At 68.2% G+C, this 5976-nt stretch carries 6 protein-coding genes; 4 read left to right on the top strand and 2 right to left on the bottom strand.

Annotation, left to right across the window (positions count from 1 at the left end; translation table 11 throughout):
* The 3 genes from ACFR9S_RS05515 to ACFR9S_RS05505 all read left to right on the top strand — a co-directional run.
* Positions 1–729: MBL fold metallo-hydrolase (locus ACFR9S_RS05515; protein WP_379818239.1), on the top strand; the 729-nt coding region annotated here is incomplete at its 5' end.
* Between the two features lie 58 nt (positions 730–787).
* Positions 788–1960 (top strand): mandelate racemase family protein, encoded by a 1173-nt coding sequence (locus ACFR9S_RS05510; RefSeq protein ID WP_379731889.1) that lies wholly within the window; start codon positions 788–790, stop codon positions 1958–1960.
* Positions 1961–2032: 72 nt separating this feature from the next.
* Positions 2033–2488 (top strand): ferritin-like domain-containing protein, encoded by a 456-nt coding sequence (locus ACFR9S_RS05505; RefSeq protein ID WP_379731891.1) that lies wholly within the window; start codon positions 2033–2035, stop codon positions 2486–2488.
* Between the two features lie 49 nt (positions 2489–2537).
* Here the strand turns inward: ACFR9S_RS05505 and ACFR9S_RS05500 are convergent, their stop codons facing one another.
* Together ACFR9S_RS05500 and ACFR9S_RS05495 are read right to left on the bottom strand one after the other, a co-directional pair.
* Entirely contained in the window at positions 2538–3488 is a 951-nt protein-coding gene (locus ACFR9S_RS05500; protein ID WP_379818238.1) for an ABC transporter permease, read from the bottom strand.
* A gap of 174 nt (positions 3489–3662) precedes the next feature.
* Positions 3663–4610 carry an ABC transporter permease gene (locus ACFR9S_RS05495; RefSeq protein WP_379818237.1) on the bottom strand — a complete coding sequence of 316 codons (948 nt, stop codon included), beginning with the start codon at positions 4608–4610 and terminating at the stop codon, positions 3663–3665.
* A 102-nt stretch (positions 4611–4712) separates the two neighbouring features.
* Here ACFR9S_RS05495 and ACFR9S_RS05490 point away from each other — a divergent pair, with 102 nt between their 5' ends.
* Complete coding sequence (locus tag ACFR9S_RS05490; protein ID WP_379818236.1) at positions 4713–5927, top strand: ABC transporter permease; 1215 nt, start codon at positions 4713–4715, stop codon at positions 5925–5927.
* Positions 5928–5976 lie beyond the last annotated feature (49 nt).

The raw sequence follows: 5976 nt of genomic DNA, 5'->3' as shown, positions 1-5976 counted from the left end.
CCGTACTTCGGCGACGGCGACCCGCCGAACATCGTCCGCATGATCCCGGTGCCGATCGACCCCGCCGACGCCACCGACTGCGACGCCGTGCTCGTCACCCACGAGCACATCGACCACATGCATCCGCCGTCGTACGGGCCGCTGGTGAACGACCTCGACGCGTCGCTCTACGCGCCCGAGGCGTCCTACGAGTCGCCGGACTACGACGGCGACCTCGACGCCCCCGAGGACCGACGGAACGTGATCGAAGCCGGCGAGACGTTCGAGGTCGGCGACTTCACCGTCCACGTCCGCGGGGCGAACGACCCAGACGCGATCGAGCCGGTGAGCTACGTCGTCGAACACGAGTCAGGAACGTTCGTTCACGCCGGCGACAGCCGTCCGGCGGCCGAGGCGTTCCCGGAAATTGCCGCGGAGTTCGACGTCGACGTTGGGGCGCTGGCGTTCGGATCCGTCGGGGAGATCTACAAGTACGACCTCGGCCGCGGGGAGCGGACGCGCTGGTACATGGACGAGAACCAGATCGTCGAGGCGGCGAACCAACTGGAACTCGACCGGCTGCTCCCCACCCACCACGACATGTGGCAGGGCGTCGGCGCCGACCCGAAGGTGCTCCACGAACACGCCGCCTCGTTCCGCTACCCGCGGGTGCTGGAGGTGCCCCACGTCGGCTGCTCGTTCCGGCTCGACGAGCCGGGGATCTGGCGGATGGGCGCGCTGGAGGGGTAGCCCCCCGTCGGGTCGGCCTCGGGGGGATTTTTACGCGCCGCCCCCACAGTGGGCGGGCATGGCTCCCACCATCACGAAGATCGAGAGCCGGGAGTTCGAGTACCCACTCGAGGACGTGGGGACCGACGAGCACGGCTTCAACCTCGTCTACGAGCCGGGCGAGACGACCTACCGCAAGCTGTTCGGCGTGAAGATCCACACCGACGAGGGGATCACCGGCGAGTACGTCGGCGGGAACTCCCCGGCGGCGGCGCAGTACAACATCATCGCGGAGTACCTGATCGGGAAGGACCCGCTCGAACGCGAGAAACACTGGTCGGAGATCAAGCGGGCGCTCCGGAAGTACGACCGGATGGGGATGGGACCGATCGACATCGCGCTGTGGGACTTCGCGGGCAAGTACTACGACGCGCCGATCCACGAACTGCTGGGCACCTACCGCACCGAGATCCCCGCCTACGCGTCGACGTACCACGGCGACGACGCCGGCGGGCTCGACTCGCCGGAGGCGTTCGCCGACTTCGCGGAGGAGTGCCGCGACGCGGGGTTCGGCGGCTTCAAGATCCACGGCTGGGGCGGCGGGGACGCCTCCCGCGACCTCGGCCGGGAGGTCGAGGCGGTCCACGCGGTCGGCGAGGCCGTCGGCGACGAGATGGACCTGATGCACGACCCCGCCTGCGAACTGGAGACGTTCGCCGACGCGCTCGAACTCGGGAAAGCGTGTGACGAACAGGACTTTTTCTGGTACGAGGATCCGTTCCGCGACGGCGGCATCTCCCAGCACGCCCACCGGAAGCTCTCCCAGAAGCTCGACACGCCGATCCTGCAGACCGAGCACGTCCGCGGGCTCGAACTCAAGTCCGACTTCGCCGCGAACGACGCGACGGACTTCCTCCGTGCGGATCCGGAGTACGACGCCGGGATCACGGGCGCGATCAAGGTCGCCCGCGTCGCCGAGGCGTTCGGGCTCGACATCGAGTTCCACGCGCCCGGGCCGGCACAGCGCCACTGCATCGCCGCCTGCCGCAACTCCAACTACTACGAGATGGCGCTGGTCCACCCGCACTGTCAGAACACCCAGCCGCCCGTGTACGAGGGCGGCTACTCGGACATGATGGAGGCCGTCGAGGGGGGGACCGTCTCCGTCCCCGAGGGGCCGGGGCTGGGCGTCGACTACGACTGGGGGTACATCGAGGAGAACACGACGGGCGAGGTCCACACGTACCAGTAGCGGGCGTCGCCGCCTCCCGGTTCGGGGGAGCCGCCGACGGATATATCGCCCGTTAGGTACAAATCAGGCTGCATGAGCTCCGAGAAAGTCATCGACCTGCTGCGGAAGGCGTACGGCGACGAGATGGAGACGGTGATGAACTACCAGACCAACGCCATCGTCCTCGACGGCGTCCGCGCCGAGGAGATCAAGGAGAGCCTCAAGACGGACATCCAGGAGGAGTTGGCCCACGCCGAGCAGCTGGGCAACCGCCTCAAACAGCTCGACGCTCGGCCGCCGAGCTCGGCGGAGTTCGTCTCGCGGCAGGACTCCCTCCAGCCGCCGGAGGACTCGACCGACGTGCTCTCGGTGATCCGGGGGGTGCTCGACGCCGAGGAGGACGCCATCGACACCTACCGTGCGCTCATCGACGCCGCCGAGGCCGCGGACGACCCGGTGACCGAGGACCTCGCGGTCACGATCCTCGCCGAGGAGGAGGCCCACCGCACCGAGTTCCGCGGCTTCGAGAAGGAGTACCAGCAGGACTGAGAGGGGGAAGCGGCGCACGCGTCACCACTTTCGTTTCACTCGATCGCCGTCACTCGACGGAGACTTGCGGGTCGAGGTAGCCGTACAGCACGTCCTGCAGGAAGCTCCCACCGATTCCGAGGAAGACGATCACCAGCGTCGTCCACGTGATCAGCGACATGTCGCCCTGATCGACCGCGACGAGGCTGGCCCGCGCCAGCCCGTCGATCGGGAGAATCTCCTCGATCACGTAGATGTTCAACACCAGCACCGCCAGCAGTTCGCTCAGCGACAGCGAGACGATCGGCAGCGCCGCGTTCCGGAGCACGTGTCGCACGAGCGTGAGCCGGGAAACTCCCTTCGCCCGGAGCATCTTCACGAACTCCCGACCGGTCTGATCGAGCACGGCCGAGCGGCTGAACCGGAGTTGCCCGGCCAGCAGGCTCGCCGCGACCGCGCCGGCGGCGATCACCTGCGGGTGGACGTACGGCCCGTCGCCGGCCAGCGGGCCACCCCGAACGGGAGAGACGACCGCGAGGAGGTACGTGATCACCATGAACACCGGAATCCCCAGCAGCGCGTACGTGCTCAGCCGGGCGGTCCAGTCGACGGCGCCCTCCTTCTCGAACGCCGCCAGCACGCCCAGCGGGACCCCGAGGGCGACGGCGACGACGACGCCGGGGACGACGTACTCGAGCGTCGTCACCACGCGTCCGTCGAGCACGGCCGCGACCGGCTGGTCGTACGCGATCGACTGCCCCCAGTTCAGCGTCGTGAGGTCGACGAACCAGTCGGCGTAGTGTTCGTACAGCGGGCGATCCAGCCCGCGCCGGGCGAGATACGCCTCCCGAAACTGTTCGATCTGCCACTCCTGTGCGCCGTTGTACCGCAAGAGCGCCAACTGCTTCTGGAGGATCAGCCGCGCCTGAAGCACCGTGAACCCGAACATCACGGACGCGGCGGCGTACACCGAGAACACGGCGAACGCGAACCGCCGGAGGAGGTAGCTGACGTAGCTCACGGGGACCACCCGACCACGGGTCGCTCGTCCGAGGTCATCGCCATCATCTGCAGCAGAAAGTCGTATAAAGTTTCCTGTGACCTCCGGAACCGCAGGGGGCGACACACCCCGGCGAGTTCGGTCGTCGCCGGTCCGGTGAGCCGGGACGGACGTGCCGCGGAACCCCGTTCGTGTTCACTCGACGGAGACCTGCGGGTCGAGGTAGCCGTACAGTACGTCCTGCAGGAAGCTCCCGGCGATTCCGAGGAAGACGATCACCAGCGTCGTCCACGTGATCAGCGACATGTCGCCCTGTTCGACCGCGACGAGGCTCACCCGGGCCAGTCCGTCGATCGGGAGGACCTCCTCGATCACGTAGATGTTCAACACCAGCACCGCCAGCAGTTCGCTCAGCGACAGCGAGACGATCGGCAGCGCCGCGTTCCGGAGCACGTGCCGCACGAGCGTGGTCCGGGAGACGCCTTTGGCTCGCAGCATCTTCACGAACTCCCGGCCCGTCTGGTCGAGCACGGCCGAGCGGCTGAACCGGAGTTGGCCGGCCAGCAGGCTCGCCGCGACCGCGACGGCGGCGACCACCTGCGGGTGGACGGACAGCCCCCCATCGCCGCCCGGTACGTACGGGACGGCGGCGAGGAGGTACGTGATCAGCATGAACACGGGGACGCCGAGCAGCGCGTACGTGCTCAGCCGGGCGCTCCAGTCCACGGGTCCATTCTTCGCGAACGCCGCCAGCACGCCCAGCGGGACCCCGAGGGCGACGGCGATCACGACCCCCGGGACGACGTACTCCAGGGTGGTCACCACTCGCCCGTCGAGGACGGCCGCGACCGGCTGTCGGTACGCGATCGACTGGCCCCACTCAAGCGTCGTGAGATCGACGAGCCAGTCGAGGTAGCGCTCGTGCAGCGGGTGATCCAGCCTTCGCTGTGCGATGTACGACTCCCGGAACCGCTCGATCTCCTGTTCGGTCGTGTCCGACCCCGCCCAGTTCATGAACGCGAGCTGGTGGCGGAAGATCAGCCGTATCTGGAGGACGGTGAACCCGAACATCACCGTCGCAGCCGCGTACACCGAGAACACGGCGAACGCGAACCGACGGAGGAGGTAGCTGACGTAGCTCACGGGGACCACCCGTCGACGGATCGCTCGTCCGAGTCCATCGGCATCATCTGCAACATAAAGTATTATAAAGTTTCCTGAGGGTTTGCAGAACCGCGAACAGCGATGCCCTCCAAGGACTTCGAGTCAGCGGCGTTCACCGAGGTAGACTGGGCGGCCCGCGACCGTGGAGTCACGGTTCGAAAGCGGACGATCGGACTCGTCGGCGCCTTCCTCGCGCTCGGCGCGCTGTACGCGTACGACGCGATCGTCGCCCCCGAGGAGCTGGTCGCGGCCCTGAACTGGGACGTGACGCGTGCGGACTGGCTGCTCCTCGTCGCCACCGTGTTCTTCGCACGCTACGGGCTGTTCCCGCTGGCGGCCGACCTCGATCGGACCCGGCGGCTGCTCGGACGCCTCCGCTCGCACCCGATCGGGCTGGCGGCGCTGCTCGCGCTGGCCGTGCTCACGGCGATCGGACTGCTCGGGCCGGGGCTGTTCTTCGACACGGGCTACCCCAAGCTCAAGTACCGGCTCCAGCCGCCGGTGTACACCAGTGTCTTCGTCGGCGACGTCCACTACTACAACTGCGTCGGGAAGGTCGTCGACGGCTACTGCCACGGGACGTGGCGCTACCCGCTGGGGACGAACCGCTACGGCGAGAACGTCCTCGAACTGCTCGTCTACGGGATCCGCGTCGCGCTGCAGGTCAGCCTCCCGACGGTGGTGCTCATCGGCGTCGTCGGCACGGTCGTCGGCGCGCTGGCCGGCTTCTACGGCGGCTGGGTCGACGACGCGCTGATGCGCTACGTCGACATTCAGCAGACGGTGCCGGCGATCGTCGTCTACATCCTGCTCGCGACGTTCTTCCTCGGGGAGTACTCCGGCGTCACCGACGGCGGCCTGTTCGCGTTCGTCGGCGTGTTCGGCCTCCTCAACTGGGGCGGCGTCGCACGCGTCGTCAGGAGCGACGCCCTCCAGCAGCGGTCGGCGGGCTACGTCCGGGCGGCGCGGGCGACGGGCGCGAGCGACCTGCGGATCCTGCGGGACCGGATCGTCCCGAACGCCCGAGGGACGATCGTCACCGAACTCAGCCGCCGGGTACCGCTGCTCGTCCTCGCACAGGTCGCGCTCGCCTATCTCAGCCTCAGCCGGATCGCCTCGCAGTCGCTCGGTCGGGTGATCCGCGTCGGGCTGGAGTCCGAGGTGATGCCGTGGCACCAGAAGTGGTGGGTGACGACGTTCGCGGTCGCGCTGCTCGCGTTCGCCGTCGCCGCGTTCAACGTCTCCGGGGACAGCCTCCGCGACGCGCTCGACACGCGGCAGGGGGGAAGCTCGTGAGCGACCCGCTGCTCTCGGTGCGGGACCTCCGCACCGAGTTCGACACCGA

This window comes from Halolamina salina, assembly GCF_042678005.1.
Taxonomy (GTDB): Archaea; Halobacteriota; Halobacteria; order Halobacteriales; family Haloferacaceae; genus Halolamina; species Halolamina salina.
Note: the sequence above shows the minus strand (reverse complement) of the source record. Positions and strands in the feature narration are given on the sequence as shown.

Coding starts and splice junctions, on each gene's coding strand:
- ACFR9S_RS05490 (WP_379818236.1), top strand. CDS start 4,713: ATGCCCTCCAAGGACTTCGAGTCAGCGGCGTTCACCGAGGTAGACTGG.
- ACFR9S_RS05510 (WP_379731889.1), top strand. CDS start 788: ATGGCTCCCACCATCACGAAGATCGAGAGCCGGGAGTTCGAGTACCCA.
- ACFR9S_RS05505 (WP_379731891.1), top strand. CDS start 2,033: ATGAGCTCCGAGAAAGTCATCGACCTGCTGCGGAAGGCGTACGGCGAC.